Origin of the sequence: Azonexus sp. IMCC34842 (assembly GCF_050368855.1) — a bacterium.
In the GTDB taxonomy this organism is placed as follows: Bacteria; Pseudomonadota; Gammaproteobacteria; order Burkholderiales; family Rhodocyclaceae; genus Azonexus; species Azonexus denitrificans_A.
In genome coordinates, this window is record NZ_CP178449.1 from 3657501 (window position 1) to 3679931 (window position 22431).

General features: G+C 61.8%; 16 protein-coding genes and 1 rRNA gene (1 of these 17 cut by a window edge). 3 read left to right on the plus strand and 14 right to left on the minus strand.

Features of this window, described 5'->3' with window-relative positions:
- From ACLIKD_RS17355 to ACLIKD_RS17385, 7 genes are all read right to left on the minus strand, one after another.
- Positions 1-890: ribosomal RNA gene (locus ACLIKD_RS17355) — 16S ribosomal RNA — on the minus strand; it reaches 648 nt to the left of the window's first position.
- Positions 891-1306: 416 nt separating this feature from the next.
- Positions 1307-1951 (minus strand): acetate uptake transporter, encoded by a 645-nt coding sequence (locus ACLIKD_RS17360; protein ID WP_428826004.1) that lies wholly within the window; start codon positions 1949-1951, stop codon positions 1307-1309.
- A gap of 176 nt (positions 1952-2127) precedes the next feature.
- Complete coding sequence (locus ACLIKD_RS17365; protein WP_428826005.1) at positions 2128-3771, minus strand: electron transfer flavoprotein-ubiquinone oxidoreductase; 1644 nt, start codon at positions 3769-3771, stop codon at positions 2128-2130.
- 2 nt (positions 3772-3773) lie between these two features.
- Positions 3774-5552 (minus strand): acyl-CoA dehydrogenase, encoded by a 1779-nt coding sequence (locus ACLIKD_RS17370; protein WP_428826006.1) that lies wholly within the window; start codon positions 5550-5552, stop codon positions 3774-3776.
- 27 nt (positions 5553-5579) lie between these two features.
- Positions 5580-6509, minus strand: a complete 930-nt coding sequence (locus ACLIKD_RS17375) for an electron transfer flavoprotein subunit alpha/FixB family protein (protein WP_428826007.1) — start codon at positions 6507-6509, stop codon at positions 5580-5582.
- A gap of 13 nt (positions 6510-6522) precedes the next feature.
- Positions 6523-7272: an electron transfer flavoprotein subunit beta/FixA family protein gene (locus ACLIKD_RS17380; RefSeq protein WP_428826008.1), complete on the minus strand. Its 750-nt coding sequence runs from the start codon at positions 7270-7272 to the stop codon at positions 6523-6525.
- A 66-nt stretch (positions 7273-7338) separates the two neighbouring features.
- Complete coding sequence (locus tag ACLIKD_RS17385) at positions 7339-8976, minus strand: acyl-CoA synthetase (RefSeq protein ID WP_428826009.1); 1638 nt, start codon at positions 8974-8976, stop codon at positions 7339-7341.
- A 162-nt stretch (positions 8977-9138) separates the two neighbouring features.
- Here ACLIKD_RS17385 and ACLIKD_RS17390 point away from each other — a divergent pair, with 162 nt between their 5' ends.
- Genes ACLIKD_RS17390 through ACLIKD_RS17400 form a run of 3 tightly spaced genes read left to right on the plus strand, consistent with a single transcriptional unit; the run spans position 9139 to position 12774 of the window.
- Complete coding sequence (locus ACLIKD_RS17390; protein WP_428826010.1) at positions 9139-11160, plus strand: PAS-domain containing protein; 2022 nt, start codon at positions 9139-9141, stop codon at positions 11158-11160.
- Entirely contained in the window at positions 11157-11897 is a 741-nt protein-coding gene (locus ACLIKD_RS17395) for a response regulator transcription factor (protein WP_428826011.1), read from the plus strand. Before ACLIKD_RS17390 ends, ACLIKD_RS17395 begins: the two co-directional genes overlap by 4 nt.
- 1 nt (position 11898) lies before the next feature.
- Positions 11899-12774, plus strand: a complete 876-nt coding sequence (locus ACLIKD_RS17400; RefSeq protein ID WP_428826012.1) for a carboxylate/amino acid/amine transporter — start codon at positions 11899-11901, stop codon at positions 12772-12774.
- Positions 12775-12822: 48 nt separating this feature from the next.
- On the opposite strand, the gene fusA is transcribed toward ACLIKD_RS17400, so the two are convergent.
- From fusA to ACLIKD_RS17435, 7 genes are all read right to left on the minus strand, one after another.
- On the minus strand, positions 12823-14871 hold the full coding sequence (gene fusA / locus ACLIKD_RS17405; protein ID WP_428826013.1) for an elongation factor G: 2049 nt from the start codon (positions 14869-14871) through the stop codon (positions 12823-12825).
- 37 nt (positions 14872-14908) lie between these two features.
- Positions 14909-15214, minus strand: a complete 306-nt coding sequence (locus ACLIKD_RS17410; protein ID WP_226418052.1) for a hypothetical protein — start codon at positions 15212-15214, stop codon at positions 14909-14911.
- Positions 15214-16572: a bifunctional UDP-N-acetylglucosamine diphosphorylase/glucosamine-1-phosphate N-acetyltransferase GlmU gene (glmU, locus tag ACLIKD_RS17415; protein WP_428826014.1), complete on the minus strand. Its 1359-nt coding sequence runs from the start codon at positions 16570-16572 to the stop codon at positions 15214-15216. The genes ACLIKD_RS17410 and glmU overlap by 1 nt, the downstream gene beginning before the upstream one ends.
- Before the next feature lie 42 nt (positions 16573-16614).
- Positions 16615-17343: a YEATS-associated helix-containing protein gene (locus ACLIKD_RS17420; RefSeq protein WP_428826015.1), complete on the minus strand. Its 729-nt coding sequence runs from the start codon at positions 17341-17343 to the stop codon at positions 16615-16617.
- 81 nt (positions 17344-17424) lie between these two features.
- Positions 17425-18951 carry a SpoVR family protein gene (locus tag ACLIKD_RS17425; RefSeq protein ID WP_428826016.1) on the minus strand — a complete coding sequence of 509 codons (1527 nt, stop codon included), beginning with the start codon at positions 18949-18951 and terminating at the stop codon, positions 17425-17427.
- On the minus strand, positions 18948-20219 hold the full coding sequence (locus ACLIKD_RS17430; RefSeq protein WP_428826017.1) for a YeaH/YhbH family protein: 1272 nt from the start codon (positions 20217-20219) through the stop codon (positions 18948-18950). Before ACLIKD_RS17430 ends, ACLIKD_RS17425 begins: the two co-directional genes overlap by 4 nt.
- Positions 20220-20264: 45 nt before the next feature.
- Complete coding sequence (locus tag ACLIKD_RS17435) at positions 20265-22187, minus strand: PrkA family serine protein kinase (protein ID WP_226418047.1); 1923 nt, start codon at positions 22185-22187, stop codon at positions 20265-20267.
- Between the last annotated feature and the right edge of the window lie 244 nt (positions 22188-22431).

Genomic DNA, 22431 nt, shown 5'->3' on the forward strand with positions numbered 1-22431 from the left:
CCGTACTCCCCAGGCGGTCAACTTCACGCGTTAGCTCCGGTACTAAAAGGTTTTACCCTCCCAACACCTAGTTGACATCGTTTAGGGCGTGGACTACCAGGGTATCTAATCCTGTTTGCTACCCACGCTTTCGTGCATGAGCGTCAGTATCGACCCAGGGGGCTGCCTTCGCCATTGGTGTTCCTCCACATCTCTACGCATTTCACTGCTACACGTGGAATTCCACCCCCCTCTGCCGTACTCTAGCCTTGCAGTCACAAGCGCAGTTCCCAGGTTGAGCCCGGGGATTTCACGCCTGTCTTACAAAACCGCCTGCGCACGCTTTACGCCCAGTAATTCCGATTAACGCTCGCACCCTACGTATTACCGCGGCTGCTGGCACGTAGTTAGCCGGTGCTTCTTATTCCGGTACCGTCATCCACACCAGGTATTAACCAATGCGATTTCTTCCCGGCCGAAAGAGCTTTACAACCCGAAGGCCTTCTTCACTCACGCGGCATGGCTGGATCAGGCTTTCGCCCATTGTCCAAAATTCCCCACTGCTGCCTCCCGTAGGAGTCTGGACCGTGTCTCAGTTCCAGTGTGGCGGATCATCCTCTCAGACCCGCTACAGATCGTCGCCTTGGTGAGCTTTTACCCCACCAACTAGCTAATCTGATATCGGCCGCTCTAACAGCGCAAGGCCCGAAGGTCCCCTGCTTTCCTCCTCAGAGAATATGCGGTATTAGCGTAACTTTCGCTACGTTATCCCCCACTGAAAGGTACGTTCCGATACATTACTCACCCGTTCGCCACTCGCCACCAGGATTGCTCCCGTGCTGCCGTTCGACTTGCATGTGTAAGGCATGCCGCCAGCGTTCAATCTGAGCCAGGATCAAACTCTTCAGTTCAATCCAACTAATTACTCACAATTCACTGACGGTAGAATTTGACTTCTACCTCGATGGATCTCTCCATCCGTGTGATTGCCTTTAATACTTTTTGCGACTTGCGTCGCTTTCGCATCAAGGCACCCACACCTATCGATTGTCCAAATTGTTAAAGATCACTTCCTGTCGCGCCGCTTCTTTCGAAGCCGTCTGCTGCGACGGGGGGCGAACTATATCCGCCACCCAGAGCGCCGTCAAGCACTTTTAAACAATCAGGCAATAATAGTTTGCTGACGGTGACCGTCGATCAATAGACACCACATAAAAAAAGGGGCCCGAAGGCCCCTGAAAGGTTGAGACAACGGGTGCTGTTCTCCCGAAATCTCACCCGCAGAGTCAGTGGTGTTCCGTTCTCGCAGGCTTGGCGAAAAGCTGGTTTATTTCGCCGGCCCCTTGCGGATGAAACCGAAAGGCTTGCCCAGCGGCACGAGGGTCCGTCCGAAATAGCTGTTGAGGAAGAGGCCGCCGGCGGTATAGAAGCCGATCAGCGAAATCAGCAATTCCGACCAGGCCGCCAGAGGTGAGAACAGACCCGGATTGATGCCGAGGATGGACAGGGCCAGCGACGGCAGCAGGACGTTGATCAGCATCAGCATGATGGCGAACATCTTGTTGACTTCGAAGGCAGCCACCATGATGAACAGCGAGAAGAAGAAATAGCCCAGGCAGGCAAAGGCGAGTTGCTTCGGATCGGCCTTGGCCGGATCGAGGGCGCCGAGCAGGCCCTGACTGATCGCCCAGTGCATGGCGACCGCGCCCCAGAACAGGCCATAGGCACCAAGCACGATCGAGCCGAAGTAGTTGTTCTTTTTGAAGTCGATGGTCGACGCCCAGATCTGGGCTATCGAGCCGAGCAGCAAGGCCCAGGGAATCAGGTAGACGGACCCCGTTGTCCAGCCCATCTTCTGCGAGGCGGCAACGAAGGTCACAATCGAAAGACCGAACACCCCGAGCGCAGTCGGGTCGGACATGATGATCTTGGTTTCGGTAACAGCTTGTTGCGGTTGTATTTGTGCGGTCATGATCAAATCCCCATTTTGTGATTGTTTGACTTCAATTTATCCGGCCGATCGCCATCAAAATTCGCGGATGCCTCCCCCCAGGCGGCATCCGGATACAACACCCGGCCTGGCACGAGGCGCGACAGGCCGGGCTTGAACAACCGGAGTCCCGAAAAGGCGACGCCCGGTCCTTACCACTACATATTCGGATACGTCGGCCCGCCCCCACCTTCGGGTACCGTCCAGTTGATGTTCTGGGTCGGATCCTTGATGTCGCAGGTCTTGCAGTGCAGGCAGTTCTGACCGTTGATCTGCAGGCGCGGCTTGCCTTCATCCTCACCGAGGATTTCGTACACGCCGGCCGGGCAGTAACGCGTTTCCGGTGCGCCATACTTGGCATAGTTCACACTGATGGCGACGCTTTCATCCTTCAGGCGCAGATGGCACTGCTGGTTTTCCTCATGATTGGTGGCCGAGAGGAAAACCGAGGACAGCCGGTCGAAAGTCAGTTGACCATCCGGCTTCGGATAGTCGATTTTCGGATAAGCGCCCTTTTCGCCCAACTGCGTATGATCGGCGTGGTTGTGCATGGTCCACGGCGCCTTGCCCTTGAAGACATAGGTGTCGATCGCCCCGTAGGCCAGGGCGCCAAACAAGCCCCACTTGAAGGCCGGGCGGATGTTGCGCACCTTGTACAGCTCTTCCCACAGCCAGCTCTTCTTGAGCTGCTCGGCGTACTCGGTGGCTTCCGCCCCCGCGTTGTCCTTGAACAGGTGCTCGAAAACGGCTTCGGCGGCGACCATGCCCGACTTCATCGCCATGTGCGTGCCCTTGATCTTCGGCACATTGAGGAAGCCGGCGGTGTCGCCGATCAACAGGCCGCCCGGGAAGGTCAGCTTGGGTACCGACTGGTAGCCGCCTTCCGACAGCGCACGGGCGCCATAGGAGATGCGCCGGGCGCCTTCGAAGACGCCGCGAATCGCCGGGTGCGTCTTGTAGCGCTGAAATTCTTCGTAGGGCGACAACCACGGGTTCTTGTAGTCGAGGCCGACGACCATGCCGATCGCCACCAGATTGTTTTCCAGGTGATAGAGGAAGGAGCCACCATAGGTGTCGCTTTGCAGCGGCCAGCCGACGCTATGGACGATCAACCCCGGCTGGTGTTTGGCCGGATCGACTTCCCACAATTCCTTGATGCCGATGCCGTAGGTTTGCGGATCGACACCGTCGCGCAAGTTGAATTTTGCCCAGAGCTCCTTGGTCAGCGAACCGCGGCAACCTTCGGCAAAGATCGTCTGGCGGGCATGCAACTCCATGCCCGGCTGGAAGTTGTGGCCAGGCTGGCCGTCCTTGCCGATGCCGAGATCGCCGGTAGCCACACCCTTGACCGAGCCGTCCTCGTGATAGAGCACTTCGGCGGCGGCGAAGCCGGGGTAGATCTCGACACCCAGCGCCTCCGCCTGCTCGCCCAGCCAGCGACAGAGGTTGCCGAGGCTGATGATGTAATTGCCGTGGTTGCCCATCTGCGGCGGCGTCGGCAGCTTGTAGGAAGCGCCCTCGGTGAGGAACAGCAGGCGGTCTTCGCCGGCCGGCGTATTGAGCGGTGCGCCGCGCTCCTGCCAGTCGGGGATCAGTTCAGCCAGCGCATGTGGCTCGAGCACCGCGCCGGACAGGATATGGGCGCCGATTTCGGAACCTTTCTCGAGCAGACAGACCGAGAGCTCCTTGCCATTGGCCAACCCCAGTTGCTTGATGCGGATCGCCGAAGACAGCCCCGAAGGGCCGCCGCCGACGATCACGACGTCGTATTCCATCGCATCGCGATCAGTACGCATGATCATGCTCAGAACAGGTTTTCCGGCAGCCCGAACACCGACTCGCTACCGCCGGTGACTTCGGCGGCGTAGGCGGAGGCGAAGGGCAGCTGGTGGGCGGCAAAGTAGGTCGCGGTGGCCAGCTTGGCCTGATAGAACTGGTCGCTGTTGCCGGCCGCGATCTGCTTGACGGCAAGCGCCGCCGACTTGGCCATCAGCCAGCCGCCGGCGACGATGCCGGTCAGCTTGAGGAAAGGCACGGAGCCGGCATGGACGGCCTGCGGCGCGCTCTCGTAGTTGGCGAGAATCCACTCGGCGGCACCGCTCAGGGCTGCGATGCCGTTTTTCAGATTGGCGGCAATGCCGGCCAGTTGGGCATTACCAGCCAGTTCTTCGGCCGTGGCCGTCATTTCGGCCAACAGGGATTTCATTCCGGCGCCCGGCACCTTCTCGCGGGCCAGCTTGCGGCCGACCAGGTCGTTGGCCTGGATCGCCGTCGTGCCTTCGTAGATGGTGGTGATGCGCGAATCGCGGTAGTACTGGGCCGCCCCGGTTTCCTCGATGAAGCCGACGCCACCGAAAACCTGGACGCCGGTCGACGACAGTTCGACACCCTGTTCGGTACTCCAGCCCTTGACCACCGGGGTCAGCAGGTCAACACGGACCTGGGCGGCGGCATCGCCGGCGTGGGCGCGGTCGATGTTGGCGGCGGTGTAGTAGGCCAGCGTACGCATGGCTTCGGTGCGCGACTTCATATCCATCAGCATGCGGCGGACATCCGGGTGATGCAGGATGGGCTTCTTGACGCCGGATTTGTCGCCGACCGGCGCCCCCTGGATGCGCTCGCGGGCATACCACAGGGCGTGCTGGTAGGCGCGCTCGGCGATGCCGACGCCTTCCAGGCCGACATTGACGCGGGCGTGGTTCATCATCGTGAACATGTAGCCGATGCCCTTGTGCTCTTCGCCGACCAGATAGCCGACGGCACCTTCCTTCTCGCCATAGGACATGACTGCCGTCGGGCTGCCGTGGATGCCCATCTTGTGTTCGATCGAAGCGCAGATCAGGTCGTTGCGCTTGCCCAGTGAGCCGTCGTCATTGACCAGGAATTTCGGCACGATGAACAGCGAGATGCCCTTCAGTCCCGGCGGGGCATCCGGCAGACGGGCCAGCACCAGGTGAATGATGTTTTCGGCGACATCATGTTCGCCCCAGGTAATGAAGATCTTGGTGCCGCTGACCAGGTAGCTGCCGTCGCCGGCCGGCTTGGCCTTGGTCGAGATGGCGGCGAGATCGGAGCCAGCGTTCGGCTCGGTCAGGTTCATCGTGCCGGTCCAGGTGCCTTCGACCATCTTCGGCAGGTATTTCTGCTTCAGCTCTTCGGAAGCGTGGTGGGCGATGGCTTCGATGGCGCCGCCGGTGAGCATCGGGCACAGGCCGAAGGCCATGTTGGCGCCCTTCCACATTTCATTGACCGCCATCGACACGACAGCCGGCAGGCCCTGACCGCCGAATTCCGGCGAGAAGGGCATGGAGGTCCAGCCGGTTTCAGCGAACAGCTTGTAGGCTTCCTTGAAACCGGGCGCCGTGGTCACCACGCCGTCCTTGCAGACGTGGCCGGTGCGGTCGCCGACGCGGTTGATCGGGTCAAGGACGCCGGTGGCGAACTTGGACGCTTCGTCGAGGATGGACTCGACGAGATCGACGGAACATTCCTCGTTGCCGGGCAGCGCGCAGATCTCTTCGAGACCGGCGACTTCGTTGAGGACGAACTGCATGTCGCGAATCGGGGCGATATAGGTGCTCATAGGGGTATCTCCTGGCTATTTTTGGGTTTAGACGGTGGCAACGAGTTGCGGTACGACTTCAAACAGATCGCCGACCAGGCCGTAATCGGCGACCTGGAAGATCGGCGCATCCGGATCCTTGTTGATGGCGACGATGACTTTCGATTCCTTCATACCGGCCAGATGCTGGATGGCACCCGAGATGCCGACCGCGATGTAGAGCTGCGGTGCGACGATCTTGCCGGTCTGGCCGACCTGGTAGTCGTTCGGCACGAAGCCGGCATCGACCGCCGCACGGCTGGCGCCAAGGGCGGCACCGAGCTTGTCGGCGAGCGGTTCGAGCAGGGCGTGATAGTTCTCGCCGCTGCCCAGACCGCGACCACCGGAAACGATGATCTTGGCGGCACCGAGTTCGGGCCGTTCGGATTTGGTCAATTCGCGGTGGGTCAGCGTACTTTGCGCCGTGTCGGCCGCCGGACTGATGGTCTCGACTGGGGCGCTGTGGCCGCTGGCGACGGGGTCGAAGGCGGTGGTACGGACGGTGATGACCTTGACCGGATCGGCGCTCTTGACCGTGGCCAGCGCGTTGCCGGCGTAGATCGGACGAATGAAGGTATCGGCAGCTTCGACGCCGGTGATTTCCGAGATCTGGGCGACGTCGAGCAAGGCGGCGACGCGCGGCAGCAGGTTCTTGCCGAAGGTGGTGGCTGGAGCGAGGATGTGGCTGTAGCCGGCGGCCTGGGCGATGATCAGGGCGGTGAGGTTTTCGGCGGTCTGGCTCTGGTAGTGGGCGGCGTCGGCGACTTTGACCTTGGCGACGCCGTGCAGGCCGGCAGCTTGCTGAGCGGCGCCGGCGCAGGCGCTGCCGGCGACCAGGACGTGCACTTCGCCACCGATCTTGACGGCGGCGGCGACGGTGTTGAGGGTGGCGGCCTTGAGGCTGAGCTGGTCGTGTTCGGCAATGACGAGAATGGTCATGGTGTGTTCTCCCTTAGATCACTTTCGCTTCATTGCGAAGCTTGTTGACGAGTTCGGCGACGTCGGCGACCTTGACGCCGGCACTGCGCTTGGCGGGTTCGGCGACTTTCAGCGTTGTCAGGCGCGGTGCGACATCGACACCGAGGTCGGCCGGCTTGACGGTGTCGAGCGGCTTCTTCTTGGCTTTCATGATGTTGGGCAGCGTGGCGTAGCGCGGCTCGTTCAGGCGCAGGTCGGTGGAGACAACGGCCGGCAGGCTGATCACCAGGGTTTCCAGGCCGCCGTCGATTTCCCGGGTGACCGTCGCTTGGCCGTCGGCGATAACGACCTTCGAGGCGAAGGTGGCTTGCGGCCAGTTTTGCAACGCGGCAAGCATCTGGCCGGTTTGATTGGCGTCGTCGTCGATGGCTTGTTTGCCGCAGATGACGAGTTGCGGTTGTTCCTTGTCGCACAGGGCTTTCAGCAGCTTGGCGACGGCCAGCGGCTGGAGTTCGACGTCGGTTTCGACGAGGATGCCGCGGTCGGCACCGATCGCCATCGCGGTGCGCAGGGTTTCCTGACAGGCGGCGACGCCGCAGGAGACGGCGATGACTTCGCTGGCGATGCCGGCTTCCTTCAGCCGGACAGCTTCTTCAATGGCGATTTCGTCGAAGGGGTTCATGCTCATCTTGACGTTGGCCAGGTCAACACCTGAACCGTCGGCCTTCACCCGAATCTTGACGTTGTAGTCCACTACCCGTTTCACGGGGACGAGAATTTTCATGGGATATTCCTTTCCCGGACACAAAACCCCCTGCCGACCAAGACATGGTGACAGGGGGTATGCCGATTACTCGATGGCGAGCGCGGAGTTGGCGTGCTGGCGCAGGACGTATTTCTGGATCTTGCCGGTCGACGTCTTCGGCAATTCACCGAACACCACCTGCTTCGGCACCTTGAAGCGGGCCAGGTGAGCGCGGCAATGCTCGATGATCTCGGCTTCGGTCGTCGTCGAACCTTCCTTCAGTTCGATGAAGGCGGCCGGCACTTCGCCCCACTTCTCGTCGGGCTTGGCGACCACGGCGGCGGCGATCACCGAGGGATGGCGATAGAGCACATCCTCGACTTCCAGCGAGGAAATGTTCTCGCCACCAGAGATGATGATGTCCTTCGAGCGATCCTTGATCTTGACGTAGCCATCGCTGTGCACCACGGCCAGGTCGCCGGTATGAAACCAGCCACCTTCAAAGGCTTCTTCGCTCGCCTTCGGATTCTTCAGGTAGCCCTTCATCACTAGGTTGCCGCGGAACATGATCTCGCCCATCGTTTCGCCATCCCAGGGCACTGGCTCGAGAGACACCGAGTCGAGTACGGCAATCGCTTCCTGCATGTGGTAGCGGACGCCCTGCCGGCCGTTGCGCGCGGCGCGCAGGTCGATTGGCAGCCGATCCCATTCGGGATGCTTGGCGCAGACGGAGGCCGGGCCATAGGTTTCGGTCAGGCCGTAGACGTGGGTGATGTTGAAACCCATCTGCTCGCAGCCTTCGATGATGGCCGCCGGGGGAGCGGCACCGGCGATCAGGCCATTGACCTGATGGGTGATGCCTTCCTTGAGCGCTGCCGGGGCGTTGATCATCATGCCGTACACAATCGGCGCGCCGCACATGTGGCTGACCTTGTGCTCCTTGATCAGGCCGAAGATCAGCACCGGATCGATCTTGCGCAGACAGACGCTGGTCCCGGCATTGGCCGCCATGGTCCATGGGAAGCACCAGCCGTTGCAATGGAACATCGGCAGCGTCCACAGATAGACCGAATGCTGCGGCATGCCCCAGGAAATGATGTTGGACGCGGCATTCAGGTAGGCGCCGCGATGATGGTAGACGACGCCCTTCGGATTGCCGGTGGTACCCGAGGTGTAGTTCAGCGCGATGGCATCCCACTCGTTGGCCGGCAGCTGCCAGGCGAAGTCGGGCTCGCCCTCGGCGAGGAAGGCTTCATAATCCTTTTCGCCCAGCGTTTCGCCGCCGGTGAATTCCGGGTCGAGCGTATCGATGATCAAGGGCTTGGGGCCTTCGAGCAGCGCCAGAGCCGGTTTGACGATGGCGGAGAATTCCGGATCGGTAATCAGCACCTTGGCCTCGCCATGCGTCAGCATGAAGGCAATGGCTTCCGGATCTAGCCGGGTATTCAGGGTATTGAGCACGGCGCCGCTCATCGGCACACCGAAATGGCACTCGAACATCGGCGCCGTATTCGGCAACATCACGGCGACGGTGTCGCCCTTGCCGATACCGCGACTCTTCAGTGCCGAGGCAAGTTGACGGCAGCGTTCGTAACTTTCCTTCCAGGTATATTGACGGGCGCCCTGGATGACGGAAATACGCTTGGGATAGATAAACGCCGAGCGCTCGATGAAGCTCAGCGGGGAAAGCGGAACATAATTGGCCGGGTTCTGGTCGAGCCCGACGGTGTACGGATTTGCCACAAACATCTCCTCACGATTCTTGCGAAAGCGCTGTTCTCTTTTGGGCTTTGATTTTTTTATATCTAACAAGAGTGACAAAATACTCTTGCACAACTATTGGCGGAATGTAACGAATAGTTGCGCCGACCGAACTTGCCAAACGCCCGCTCTAGAATTGTAACAATGAACCTCGCCCCCGCTGCTCCGGGTATCGCCCAGCATTACACGATGCTGCAAACCGGGCTGGATTTGCTCGACCAGGGCATCACCGTCTTCGACGGCGATCTGCGGCTGGTTGCCTGGAACCAGCCCTTTCTCCGGCTGCTCGACTTGCCGGACGAGATGGCCTGGGTTGGCGCCTCTTTCGCGTCGTTCATCCGCTACAACGCTGAACGGGGCGAATACGGACCCGGCGACAAGGAAGCCCAGATCGCCGAACGGGTGACCGCGGCGGCCGGCTTTGCCGCCCGGGTCACCGAACGCCAGCGGCCGAACGGGCGTGTTTTGCTGCTGCGCAGCGAGCCGCTGCCGGACGCGGGATTCGTTACCTTGTACAGCGACATCACCGAACAGCGTTACATCGAGAACCTGAGCGAACACCAGAATATCCAGCTCGAGGAACGGGTCCGCCGGCGGACCGCCCAGCTCGAAAACGCCAACGCCAACCTGATCCGGGCCAATACCGAAAACACCCGGATTGCCGCTGCCCTGCGCCGCAGCGAGGAACGCCTGCGGCTGATCAACGACACCATTCCGATCCTGATCGGCTATGTCGACAAGGACGAGGTCTATCAATACGCCAACAAGGGCTACTCCGACTGGTACGGCCACCCCGAAGGCGGTGTCACCGGGCGGGCCGTGCGCGAGGTGACCGGCGAACAGGTTTATAGCCAGGTGCGCGAGCCGGTACGCAAGGCCCTGGCCGGCCAACAGGTGACTTACGAATACAAGATGGATCGTCCGGGGCAAAGCGTTTTCGCGCGCAGCACACTGGTTCCGGAAATCAGTGCGGAAGGCGAAAAGCTGGGATTTTTCGTCTTCTCGCATGAGATTACCGAGCAAAAACGGATGGAGGCCGCCCTCGTCCAGGCCCAGAAGATGGAAGCCATCGGCCAGCTGACCGGCGGCCTAGCCCACGACTTCAACAACCTGCTGACCGTCGTCATCGGCAATCTCGCGGCGCTGCAGGATCATCGGCCGAATGACGCCGAGATCAACGAATTCGTCACCCCGGCGCTGCAGTCGGCGCGGCGCGGCGTGCAACTGATCAAGCGCTTGCTCACCTTCTCCCGCCAGCAGCCGCTGGAACCGCAGGCGGTCGATATCGGCCGGCTGACCGCCGGGCTGGCCAAGCTGGTACGCCGCTCATTGCCCGAATCGATTGTCGTATCGACCGACCTGGCGACCGGCTCGGTGCATGCCCTGGTCGATCCGGGGCAACTGGAAAGCGCCCTGCTCAATTTCGCGCTGAACGCGCGCGACGCGATGCCGGCGGGTGGCCGTCTGCACATTGCCGCGCGCGCCATCGAACTGTCGAGCGATGCCGCGGCTTTCGACGTCGCCCCCGGCCCCTATGCGCTGATCGAAGTGGCCGACAACGGCTGCGGCATGGATGCGGCGACCCTGGCCCGCGTCTACGAACCTTTTTTCACCACCAAGCGCTTCGGGCTGGGCAGTGGCCTCGGCCTGTCGATGGCCTACGGCTTCGTCAAGCAGTCGGGTGGCGGCATCGCCATCCAGAGCCAGACCGGCCAGGGCACGACGGTGCTGATGGTGCTGCCGCTGGTCGCCGCCGAACCGGACATCGACCCGCCGGCCGCCGATGCCCTGTTGGCGCACGGCGGCGAACTGGTGCTGCTGGTCGAAGACGAGCCGAATGTCCGGCGCGTCGTCCGCCAGCAGCTGATCGACCTCGGCCACCCGGTGATCGAAGCGGAGAACGGCGCCCAGGCGCTGGAAATGATCGAGCAAATCCCGGATATCGCGATCGTCGTCAGCGATGTCATCATGCCGGGCGGCATCAACGGCCGCCAACTGGCCGAGCAGACGCTGGCCGGACACCCGGCCATGCGCATCGTGCTGATGAGCGGCTACACCGACGAAGACGAGGAGGACACTGGCAACAATCTGCCCATCCTCGCCAAACCCTTCGCCCGTCAGGATCTGGCCCGCGCCCTGCAACGAGCAAACAAAGACAAGCCATGAGCGAAACCGACGTCCACAAACTGATTGCCATCGTCGAGGACGACCCCGACGTCGCCCGCATCATCGAACAGGTCCTCGGCGATTTTTCCTTCCGCACCGTCTGGTGCCGCAGCGCTGGCGACTTGCTGCGCCGCCTGCGCTCGCTGGCGCCCGACCTGTGCATCATCGACCTCGGCCTGCCGGACATGGATGGTCTTGAAGTGATGCAGCGCGTCCGCACCCAGTCGGCCTGCGGCATTGTCATCCTGACCGGCCGCGCCCATGTCAGCGACCGGGTGATGGGGCTCGAGCTGGGGGCCGACGATTACATCCTGAAGCCGTTCGAACCGCGCGAACTGGTCGCCCGCGTCCGCAGCATCCTGCGCCGCCGGGAAACGGCAAGCAGCAGCCCGTCCCGGCAGATCGCCGAATTCTCCGGCTGGCGCTTCAACCTCGGCAACAACACGCTGTACGCCCCGAACGGCGAGGAACACCTGCTCAGCACCTCGGAAACCGAGTTGCTCAAGGTCTTCGTCAGCAATCCGAACCGCATCCTGCAGCGCGAACAGCTGATGGGCACCCGCGACCTGGCGCCGACCGACCGCAGCATCGATGTCCGCATCTCGCGCCTGCGTCGCAAGCTCGAACCCGATGCGCAAAGCCCGGCCTTCATCAAGACGGTGTACGGCGCCGGTTATCTCTTCCTGGCCACGGTCAACTGGGCTGGCGAGGCGAATTCCGCCAACGCGAGTCACTGAGATGCGCTACCTCGGCATCGTCACCGTCCTCTGGGCGTTTTCCTTCAGCCTGATCGGCGTCTATCTGGCCGGCCAGGTCGATAGCGACTTCGCCGTGCTGGCCCGGGTGTGCATCGCGGCCCTGGTCTTCGCCCCGTTTACGCTGTGGCGCGGCCTGCCACCCCGCCTGCTGGCCGGCTTCTGGCTGGCCGGCGCGCTGCAATTCGGCGTCACCTATCTCTGCCTCTATCGCAGTTTTGCGGTGCTGACGGTGCCCGAGGTGCTGCTATTCACCGTGCTGACGCCGATCTACGTCACGCTGCTCGACGACGCCCTGGCCCGCCGCTTTTCGCCGTGGTCGCTGCTCGCCGCGCTGGTCGCCGTCGGCGGCGGCGTGATCATCCGTTTCGAGCACCTCGAAGGCGATTACCTGATCGGCTTCCTGCTGCTGCAACTGGCCAATGCGACCTTTGCCGCCGGCCAGGTGCTGTGCCGCCAGTTGCTCGCCCGCTATCCAACCGAGCAACCGCTGCACCGCTTCTTCGGCCATTTCTTTCTCGGCGCCCTGCTCCTTGCCCTGCCCTCCTTCCTGCTCTTCGGCAATCCGGAGCGCCTGCCGCACACCGCGATGCAGTGGGGCGTGCTGCTCTGGATGGGACTGTTCGCCACCGCCCTCGGCATGTTCTGGTGGGTCAAGGGCAGCACCCTGGTCGACGCCGGCACGCTGGCGATCATGAACGAACTGCACGTGCCGGCCGGCCTGCTGGTCAATGTGCTGATCTGGAACCGCGAGGCCAACCTGCCTCGCTTGGCACTCGGCGGCGTCATCATCGTCGCCTCGCTCTGGCTCAATCGCCAGGGGCGGCAAGCGGCCTTGCCGGCCAGCCAGGCGCCATAGAAAAAGGGGCAGTTGTCTGCCCCTTGGTGATTGATGCCCGGACGAAAATTACTCGTCTTCGTCGTGCAACTGGAACTTGCTGGCCAGTTGTTGCTGGACGTTGGCCGGGACCGCCGAATAGCGGGCGAACTCGATGGTGTAACTGCCCTGGCCGCCGGTCAGCGACTTCAGCCGTGACTGGTAGTCGTTGAGTTCGGCCAAAGGCACTTCGCCGCTGATTGCCGCCAGACCGTGGCCGCGCCCGTCGGTACCGGTGATGTGGCCGCGCCGGCCGGAAAGATCGCCGCCCAGGTCGCCGATCGCGCTTTCCGGCACGATGATCTCGATATTGACGATCGGTTCCAGCACGATCGGTTTGGCCGCCCGAATGGCCTCGATAACCGCCTTGCGACCGGCCACCACGAAAGCTACTTCCTTGCCGTCGACGGCGTGGGTCTTGCCGTCGAAGACGGTCACTTTCAGGTCGTCGACCGCATAGCCGGCGACGACGCCACCCTCCAGCCCCTGGCGCACACCTTTTTCAACCGCCGCCATGAAGACGCCGGGAATGACGCCGCCCTTGACCGCATCGACGAACTCGAACCCGGCGCCGCGCTCTTTCGGCTCGATGCGCAGATGCACTTCGCCGAACTGCCCGGCACCGCCGCTCTGCTTCTTGTGGCGATGCATGCCTTCGGCCGAAGCGGTGATCGTTTCGCGATAGGGAATGCGCGGCGGCTTGGTGTCCACCTCCAGCTTGTACTGGCTGGCCATTTTCTCCAGCTTGGCCTTCAGGTGGATTTCGCCGAGGCCGCGGATGACCGTTTCGTTGCTGGTCGGATGACGCTCGATGAGGAAGGTCGGATCTTCCAGCGCCAGCTTGCCGAGGATGTCGAACAGCCGCTGTTCGTCGCCCTTTTTCCGGGTTTCGACGGCCAGACCGGCCATCGGCCAGGGAAACTCGAGCGGCACCAGGTGGATGTGGTCTTCGTCATGCGAATCGTGCAACACGCTGTCGAAATCGATGTCGTCGACCTTGGCGACCGCCCCTATATCGCCCGGCTGGAGTTCGTCGACTTCGACCGTATCCTTGCCCTGCAACTGGTACAGGTGAGCGACCTTGAACGGCCGCTTGCTGTCGCCGACGAAGAGCTGCATGTCCTTCTTCACCGTGCCCTGATGGACCCGGAAGACGCCGATCTTGCCCATGTAGGGATCGGCCACCACCTTGAACACATGGGCCAGCACGTGCTTGCTTGCATCCGGCACGGCGGCGAACGGTTCCGTGACGTCGCCCGGCAGTCCCTTGTAAAACGGCGGCCGGTTGCCTTCGGCCGGGTTGGGCGCCAACGAGGCCAGCACATGCAGCAATTCCTTGATGCCGGCGCCGGTTTTGGCCGAGACGAACAGAATGGGGATCAGATGTCCTTCGCGCAGCGCTTTCTCGAACGGCGCATGCAGGTCGGCTGCCGTCGGATCGTTGCCGTCCAGATAACTGGCCAGCAGATCCTCGTCTTCCTCGACGATCTGGTCGATCAGGGCGCGGTGGGCGGCGGCGACCGATTCAAAATCGGCATCGCCGGCGGCCTGTTCGAGCACCTCGACGACATCTGCCGCACCATGGGCCGGCAGGTCGAGCAGCATGCACTGCTTGCCGAAACGCTCGCGAATATCGGCGATCAGCCCCGGCAGGTCGAGGTTGTCGGCATCGATCTTGTTGATGACGATCATCCGGCACAGCTTGCGCTCGGCGGCATGTCGCATCATCCGCTCGGTCATCAGCTCGACGCCGGTCTGGGCATTGATGACGACCAGCGCGGTATCGACGCCAGCCAGCGCGGCAATGGCCTGGCCGGAAAAATCCGGGTAGCCCGGCGTGTCGATCAGATGGACATGGGTGTTTTCGTAGCCGAAATTGACGATGGCCGAACTCAGGGAATGGCCGGCTTCCTTTTCCTGCGCATCGAAATCGCAGACGGTGCTGCCTTTCTCGACGCTGCCCCGGGTGTTGATGGTGCCGGTGGCATGAAGCAGTGCTTCGGCCAGACTGGTCTTGCCGGCCGCGCCATGGCCGACGAGCGCGATGGAACGGATAGCCTCGGTGGTGTACTTGGACATTTTATTCTCCCTGAGCTTGCGCGAAATCAGTTGGACATCATTTGACGCCGGCCGCCATGCGGTCGACGAAGTGCGGCCCGGCACCGTAGAGCAGGCCAACGGCCGCCGCCAGCAGGATCAGGCCGACCAGCAGTTGCCGACCGGGCCGCGAAAACTCCGCCCAGCGAGTGCTGGCGAACCACAACGGGCCGAGCACCGGCAACAACAGCGCCGGCATCCAGGAGCGCCAGCCATGATCGAACGAAGCCGGCAGGGTGCCGAGATAACCGACGAGCAACAGCGAAACGCCAACGGCAACCAGAATGGCGACCGTGAACAGAAAGGTCAGGAACCAGAAATCCATTATTTTTTAACCTTTTGCGGACGCCGCCAGCCGGTCAGCGTCACCTGTTTGGCGCGCGATACGGTCAACGCATCGGGCGGCGCATTTTGCGTCAAGGTCGTGCCGGCCCCCAGCGTCGCCCCCCGCCCGACGGTGACCGGGGCAACCAGTTGGGTGTCGGAACCGATGAAAGCGTCATCCTCGATGATCGTCTTGTGCTTGTTGGCGCCGTCGTAATTGCAGGTGATGGTGCCGGCGCCGACATTGACCCGCTGGCCGATCTCGGCATCGCCGATATAGGCCAGATGGTTGGCCTTCGACTGGGCGCCGATGATGCTTTTCTTGACCTCGACGAAGTTGCCGATATGCACTTCGGGGCCGAGTTCGGTACCCGGCCGCAGGCGGGCGTAGGGGCCGAGCACGCCGTCCGGACCGATCACCGCATCCTCGAAATGGCAGAAGGCGGCGATCCGGCTGCCGGCGCCGACCTTGACGTTCTTCAGCACGCAATAGGGGCCGACCTCGACGGCATCGGCCAGTTCGACCTTGCCTTCGAAAACGCAGCCGACGTCGATCGATACATCACGGCCGTAGCTGACTTCGCCCCGCACGTCGATGCGGGCCGGATCGGCCAGGCGGACGCCGCCGACCAGCATGGCCTCGGCGATATTGCGCTGATGGACGCGTTCCAGCTCGGCCAGCTGGACCTTGCTATTGACCCCCAGCACCTCCCATTCGCCATCCGGCTGCGCGGTGCGCACCGGCAGACCTTCGGCGACGGCCAGCGCGACGATGTCGGTCAGGTAGTACTCGCCCTGGGCGTTGTTGTTCGACAGCCGGCCCAGCCAGTCGGCGAGCCGCGCCGAAGGAATGGCCATGATCCCGGTATTCACCTCGCGAATGGCCTTTTCTTCGGCCGTCGCGTCCTTCTCTTCGACGATGCGCTGCACGTTGCCGACGGCGTCGCGGACGATGCGCCCGTAGCCGGTCGGGTTGGCCAGATCGACGGTGAGAATGGACAGCGCATCCTTGCCGGCATGCAGCAGGCGTTTCAGGGTCTCGACCCGGGTCAGCGGCACATCGCCATAGAGGACCAAGGTCTGGCCGCTGGCGCCCAGCGCCGGCACCGCCTGCGCCACGGCGTGGCCGGTGCCAAGCTGCGGCTCCTGCCTGACCCAGGCCAGATCGTCGGCGGCCAGCGTCGAGCGCACCACGTCGCCGCCATGGCCATAAACCACCACCATCTTTTCGGGGGCCAGCGCCCGGGCGGTATCGATGACATGTTGCGCCAGGGCCTTGCCGGCGATCGGGTGCAGCACCTTGGGCAGATTCGAGTGCATGCGCTTGCCTTGGCCGGCAGCGAGAATGACGATGTTCATGGTTTTGGCTTCAGGTTGGGGTCGGCGCGCGGCCGGCCGGGTTCATGCGGTTTTTTTGTCTTCCTGACCGGACAGGATTTCACCGAGCACGGCCTTGCCGCGCGTCGAAACTCCCCAGTGCAGAACATTCTTGTCGTTGATGCGGGTTTCGATGACGCCCAGCCCCTTCATCACCGTCAGGCGCTGGCTGACGAAATCGCGCGCCAGACCGGTGCGCTCGCAGATGGCGGCGAGGTTGCCATAGACAAAGCTCTCTTCGCTGAGCGTGCGGAGGATTTCGATGTCGTTGTAGGACAGCACTTCGCGCGGTTCCGGTTCGCTATTCTTGGCCGCTTCCGCCCGGCCCGCCGCAATGATCGGCTCTTCGCGCTGCTGTTGGGCGAGATCGCCGACTTGCCGCTTGACTTGGTCGATCTGCCCGAGCAGGCGCTGGGCGACGTTATCGAGCAGGCGCCGCGAGGCGACGACGTAGATCAGGCAAAAACCGGCGAAGGCGAAGAAATCGACCGGCTTGGTCCGCGCGCCCTCGAGCAGGGTGCTGGATATCATGTTCAGGAACAGCGGCACGGTCAGCGCCGCGACAATGCCCAGAACCGGATATTTCAGCCAGTCCCGTCGGGACGGTTCGGCCGGACGGTCGGCGAGGAAATAATTGGCCACGCCACCGAGAATTCCCGTCACCACCATGATGATCAGGATGAGCACCATGTGCGTATCAAGCCCACCGGTTGGCGCGCTCACCTGGAAGGCAGTTTGCAATTCAGCCGACATTTTTATCCCCCTATGGTTACCAGGCATTTTTACACGATTGCAGCGGCCTGTCGAAGGAGGAAGCGCTAATAATCGGCTGTTTCAGGGATCGGGGTGCTTCCGTCGCTCGGTCTTCCGTTCGGCAAGCAAGGTCCATGCGCCGGCCGGATTCTGGTGCTCGAGACGGACATTGAAACCCCACAGCGTAGACAGGTGTTCGAGCACCACCAGACTGGCCGGCGAGAGCGGTCGGCGTTGATGGGCGAAATGGCGCAGGGTCAGCGAACGGTCGCCGCGCAGATCGACGTTCCAGACCTGGATGTTGGGATCGCTACTGCCCAGATTGTATTGCTCGGCGAGATTCCGGCGCAGCGCCCGATAGCCCGGCTCATCGTGGATGGCATCGACTTTGAGCATCGCCTTGGCGTCATCGTCGAGCACGGCAAACAGGCGGAACTCGCGCATCAGCCGGGGCGACAGGTACTGGGCAATGAAACTCTCGTCCTTGAAATTGCGCATCGCAAAGTCGAAAGTCTCCCGCCAGTCGGAATCGACGATCTCCGGAAACCACTGGCGATCCTCGTCGGTCGGCGTCTCGCAGATGCGGCGGATGTCGCGCCACAGGGCAAACCCCAGCGCATAGGGGTTGATGCCGGAATACCAGGGGCTGTTGTAGGGCGGCTGGTAAACGACATTGGTGTGCGACTGGAGGAATTCCAGCATGAAGCCTTCGTTGAGCTTGCCTTCGTCGTACAGCGTATTGAGCAGGGTGTAATGCCAGAAGCAGGCCCAGCCTTCATTCATCACCTGGGTCTGGCGCTGCGGGTAGAAATACTGGCTGATCTTCCTGACGATACGGACAATCTCGCGTTGCCACGGCTCGAGAAGCGGTGCGTTTTTTTCGACGAAATAAAGCAGGTTCTCTTCCGGCTCCTCGGGGAAACGCCGCTCCTCGGCGGCGCTCACCGTGGCATCGTGGCGCGGCAGGGTGCGCCACAGGTCGTTCACCTGCGCCTGCAGGTAGGCCTCGCGCTCACGCTGGCGGACTTTCTCCTTTTCCAGCGACAGCGGCGGCGAGCGCTTGTAGCGGTCGACGCCGAGATTGCCGAGGGCATGGCAGGCATCGAGCAGGTGCTCGACGGCATCAACGCCGTGGCGTTCCTCGCATTCGGCAATGTAGTGCCGGGCGAAGACCAGATAGTCGATGATCGCATCGGCACTGGTCCATTGCTTGAACAGGTGGTTGCCCTTGAAAAACGAATTGTGGCCGTAGCCGGCATGGGCGATCACCAGCGCCTGCATGGTCAGCGTGTTTTCCTCCATCAGGTAGGCGATGCAGGGATCGGAATTGATGACGATTTCGTAGGCCAGCCCCATCTGGCCGCGTTTGTAGCGATTCTCGGTTTCCAGGAAGTGCTTGCCAAAGGACCAGTGGTGGTAATAGACCGGCATGCCGATCGCCGCGTAGGCGTCCATCATCTGCTCGGCGGTGATGATCTCGAGCTGGTGACGATAGCAATCGAGCCCGAACTCGCGGGCCACGCGGCCGATTTCGGCGTCGTACAGGGCGAGGTTTTCGAGCGTCCACTCCGAACCCTCGGCAATCAGACGGGAGCGTTTCCTGGTCATGCCAGCCGCTTTCTGAACAGTTCGCGGAATACCGGATAGATGTCGCTGGCCGCCGCGATGTGCTGCAAGGCGAAAACGCCGGCATGGCTAGCCGTCAGTTTTTCATACTCATCCCACAGGTTCTGCGGTTCGCCATCGGTGATCTCGATGTAGGCGAAGTACTGGACCCGCGGCAGGATGGCGTTGGCCAGCAATTCCCGGCACTTCGGCGAATCGTCGTTCCAGTTGTCGCCATCGGAAGCCTGGGCGCCGTAGATGTTCCAGGTATCGCTGGCATAGCGCTCGCCGATGATCCGTTGCATCAACAGCAAGGCGCTGGAGACGATGGTGCCGCCGGTTTCGCGGGCGTGGAAGAAGTTCTCCTCATCGACCTCCTCGGCTGCCGTATGGTGACGGATGAAGACCACCTCGATATGCTCGTAATTGCGGTTGAGGAACAGGTAAAGCAGCATGAAGAAGCGCTTGGCCATCTGTTTCTTGGCTTCGTCCATCGAACCGGAAACGTCCATCAGGCAGAACATCACGGCTTGCGTCGACGGCTGGGGAATGCGTATGCGGTTGCTGTAGCGCAGATCGAAGGGGTCGATGAACGGGATGGCCTCGCGGCGCAGCTTCAGGCTGGCGATCTCGCGTTGCAGGTGGGCGATTTCCGGTTCGTCCGGCGGTATTTCGTCGAGCGCCAGCTCCAGTTCGGCTTGCAGACTGCGCAGACGGGTGGCGTAAGGTCCGCCGACCGCGACCCGCCGCCCGGCCGCACCGCGCATGGTGCGCACCAGATTGATGTTGGTCGCCACCCCGGTTTGCGTATAGCCGGCGCGAACCCGCTTGTATTCGTCGATCCGGGCCAGTTGCCGCTTGACCAGGTTGGGCAGGACCAGCTCCTCGAAGAAGATGTCGAGAAACTCGTCGCGGCTCAGCGTGAAAACGAAATCATCCAGCCCCTCGCCATCCGGGCTGGCCTGGCCGCGCCCTTGCCCCGACGCGCCGCCCAGCGGACGCTCCATCTCGTCGCCGCTCTGAAAGCGGTCATTGCCCGGATGTACCGATTGCCTGACGCCACCTTTGCCGTGATGGAATTGCGGCTCGGAAATGTCCTTGCCGGAGATGCCGATCTTCTCGCCGCTTTCCAGGTCGCGAATACCGCGCTGGGCGATGGCATCGGCCACCGCCTTGCGGATCTGTCCCTTGTAGCGGCGAATGAAGCGGCTGCGGTTGATGGAACTCTTGTTCCTGCTGTCCTGCCGCCGATCGACGATGCGAACCGTCATGTGCGCTCCCTTGGCCTCCGGAGCAGGCGCCCCGGAGCTTATCGATCAAGACGACTTGCGGACGCGCAGATACCATTCGCACAACAGGCGCACCTGCTTTTCGGTGTAGCCCTTGGTAATCATGCGGTTGACGAAATCCTGATGCTTTTTCTGCTCGTCGGCGCTCGACTTGGTGTTGAAGGAAATGACCGGCAACAGTTCTTCGGTGTTGGAGAACATCTTCTTCTCGATCACCGCGCGCAGCTTTTCGTATGAGGTCCACGCCGGATTCTTGCCGTCGTGCTTGGCGCGGGCCCGCAGCACGAAGTTCACCACTTCGTTGCGGAAGTCCTTGGGGTTGCTGATGCCGGCCGGCTTCTCAATCTTGTCTAACTCATCGTTGAGGGCACTGCGATCGAGCATTTCGCCGGTGTTCGGATCGCGGAACTCCTGATCCTGGATCCAGAAATCGGCGTAGGTCACGTAACGGTCGAAAATGTTCTGGCCGTACTCCGAGTAGCTTTCCAGGTAGGCCGTCTGGATTTCCTTGCCGATGAACTCGGCGTAGCGCGGGCTGAGGAACTCCTTCAGATAGCGCAGGTAGCGCTCCTCGACTTCGGGCGGAAACTGCTCCTGCTCGATCTGCTGCTCCAGCACGTACATCAGGTGCACCGGGTTGGCCGCCACCTCGCGATGGTCGAAGTTGAAGACCTTGGAGAGAATCTTGAAGGCAAAGCGGGTCGATAGCCCGTTCATCCCCTCGTCGACCCCGGCAAAATCGCGGTATTCCTGATAGCTCTTGGCTTTCGGATCGGTATCCTTGAGATTCTCTCCGTCGTAAATCCGCATCTTGCTGTAGATGCTCGAATTCTCCGGCTCCTTCAACCGCGACAGCGTGGCGAACTGGGCCATCATGCGCAGCGTGTCGGGGGCGCATGGCGCCTTGTCGAGCGAGGAATTGAACAGCAGTTTCTCGTAAATGTGCATCTCGTCGGTCACCCGCAGGCAGTAAGGCACCTTGACGATGTAGATACGGTCGAGGAAGGCTTCGTTGTTGCGGTTGTTCTTGAAGGTCAGCCACTCCGCCTCATTCGAGTGGGCGAGGACCATACCGTCGAAGGGAATCGCCCCGAAACCTTCGGTGCCCTTGTAGTTCTGTTCCTGGGTTGCCGTCAGCAGCGGATGCAGCACCTTGATCGGCGCCTTGAACATCTCGACGAATTCGAGCACGCCGCGGTTGGCCAGGCACAGGCCGCCGGAATAGGAATAAGCGTCCGGATCGTTCTGCGAATAGGTTTCCAGCTTGCGGATGTCGATCTTGCCAACCAGCGCCGAAATATCCTGATTGTTCTCGTCGCCCGGTTCGGTCTTCGACACGGCGATTTGCGACAACACCGACGGGCGCAGCTTGACCACCCGAAAACGGCTGATGTCGCCGCCGAACTCGCTCAAGCGCTTGACCGCCCATGGACTCATCACCGTGCCGAGGTAGCGGCGGGGAATGCCGTAGTCCTCTTCGAGGATCGCTCCATCCTCATCGATATTGAACAGGCCAAGCGGTGACTCATGAACCGGCGAGCCCTTGATCGCATAGAACGGTACTTTCTCGATCAGGTACTTCAGGCGTTCGGCCAGCGAAGACTTGCCCCCGCCGACCGGGCCAAGCAGGTAGAGGATCTGCTTCTTTTCCTCCAAGCCCTGCGCGGCATGACGGAAGTAGGAAACGATGTTTTCGATCACCTCTTCCATGCCGTAAAACTCGCGGAAGGCCGGGTACAGCTTGAGCATCTTGTTGGCGAAGATCCGCGAGCGGCGCGGATCGCTGCGCGTATCGACCAGCTCCGGCTCGCCGATCGCCAGCAGCATGCGCTCGGCGACGCTGGCATAGGCGGTGCGGTCGCTCTTGCAGACATCCAGATACCCCTGAAGTGACAGCTCTTCTTCCTGAAGGGCTTCATAGCGGTGCTGGTAGCGGGCGAATATCGACATGGCTGCCTCCTTCGATGTACTGCGACCAATCTGCCTTGCTGCTCCTGCCTTTTCCTGCTGATGCCTGGGCTGGCGTCCACGGCAAGAACTCCCTGTCCGTTGGTGTGGCTGGGCAGGCAAAAGTTCGCTTGGCCACAGAGAAATTTCGCGCAAGCCTTCGGCCGCCAAGCGCTCGCCGACAACCGCGAGGCCAAACAAAAAGCCCCGCCGGCATGGTGACCGGCGGGGCTTTTTTTGGGGATGC

Bases quoted from the DNA above. Each gene is read 5' to 3' on its own strand.
- ACLIKD_RS17410 (WP_226418052.1), bottom strand. From the start codon at position 15,214: ATGGATTTCTGGTTCCTGACCTTTCTGTTCACGGTCGCCATTCTGGTT.
- ACLIKD_RS17400 (WP_428826012.1), top strand. From the start codon at position 11,899: ATGCGCTACCTCGGCATCGTCACCGTCCTCTGGGCGTTTTCCTTCAGC.
- ACLIKD_RS17375 (WP_428826007.1), bottom strand. From the start codon at position 6,509: ATGACCATTCTCGTCATTGCCGAACACGACCAGCTCAGCCTCAAGGCC.
- fusA (WP_428826013.1), bottom strand. From the start codon at position 14,871: ATGTCCAAGTACACCACCGAGGCTATCCGTTCCATCGCGCTCGTCGGC.
- ACLIKD_RS17430 (WP_428826017.1), bottom strand. From the start codon at position 20,219: ATGACGGTTCGCATCGTCGATCGGCGGCAGGACAGCAGGAACAAGAGT.
- ACLIKD_RS17395 (WP_428826011.1), top strand. From the start codon at position 11,157: ATGAGCGAAACCGACGTCCACAAACTGATTGCCATCGTCGAGGACGAC.
- ACLIKD_RS17380 (WP_428826008.1), bottom strand. From the start codon at position 7,272: ATGAAAATTCTCGTCCCCGTGAAACGGGTAGTGGACTACAACGTCAAG.
- ACLIKD_RS17435 (WP_226418047.1), bottom strand. From the start codon at position 22,187: ATGTCGATATTCGCCCGCTACCAGCACCGCTATGAAGCCCTTCAGGAA.
- glmU (WP_428826014.1), bottom strand. From the start codon at position 16,572: ATGAACATCGTCATTCTCGCTGCCGGCCAAGGCAAGCGCATGCACTCG.
- ACLIKD_RS17360 (WP_428826004.1), bottom strand. From the start codon at position 1,951: ATGACCGCACAAATACAACCGCAACAAGCTGTTACCGAAACCAAGATC.
- ACLIKD_RS17370 (WP_428826006.1), bottom strand. From the start codon at position 5,552: ATGAGCACCTATATCGCCCCGATTCGCGACATGCAGTTCGTCCTCAAC.
- ACLIKD_RS17425 (WP_428826016.1), bottom strand. From the start codon at position 18,951: ATGACCAGGAAACGCTCCCGTCTGATTGCCGAGGGTTCGGAGTGGACG.
- ACLIKD_RS17390 (WP_428826010.1), top strand. From the start codon at position 9,139: ATGAACCTCGCCCCCGCTGCTCCGGGTATCGCCCAGCATTACACGATG.
- ACLIKD_RS17365 (WP_428826005.1), bottom strand. From the start codon at position 3,771: ATGATCATGCGTACTGATCGCGATGCGATGGAATACGACGTCGTGATC.
- ACLIKD_RS17420 (WP_428826015.1), bottom strand. From the start codon at position 17,343: ATGTCGGCTGAATTGCAAACTGCCTTCCAGGTGAGCGCGCCAACCGGT.